This window comes from Aromatoleum diolicum, assembly GCF_012910955.1.
Lineage (GTDB): Bacteria > Pseudomonadota > Gammaproteobacteria > Burkholderiales > Rhodocyclaceae > Aromatoleum > Aromatoleum diolicum.
Genome location: NZ_WTVQ01000131.1, coordinates 1 through 425, shown reverse-complemented (window position 1 = coordinate 425; position 425 = coordinate 1). Strand labels below are relative to the sequence as shown.

The window sequence follows — 425 nt, the reverse complement described above, 5'->3', positions numbered from 1 at the left end:
GCGCACCGACCTCGTCGGCGATCGCGCGGAAGGCCGCGAAGTCCATCGTGCGGGGGTACGCCGACCAGCCGGCGATGATGACCTTCGGCTTGTGCTCGATCGCGAGACGGCGCACCTCGGCCATATCGATCGTCGAGGTCTCGGGGTCGACGCCGTAGGCGACGATGTCGTACAGACGACCGGAGAAGTTGATCTTCATGCCGTGCGTCAGGTGGCCGCCCTGGTCCAGCGACAGGCCGAGCAGGGTGTCGCCGGGGCGCGCGATCGCATGCAGGACCGCCGCGTTCGCCGAGGCACCGGAGTGCGGCTGCACGTTCGCAAACTCAGCGCCGAAGAGTGTCTTCGCCCGCTCGATCGCGAGGGACTCCGCGACGTCGACCTCTTCGCAGCCGCCGTAGTACCGGCGTCCGGGGTAGCCCTCGGCG

Annotated in this window: 1 pseudogene; it reads right to left on the bottom strand. The window is 69.2% G+C overall.

What is annotated here, in order from left to right:
• Positions 1-425: pseudogene (locus GPA25_RS23730) on the bottom strand (serine hydroxymethyltransferase); the annotation flags it as partial.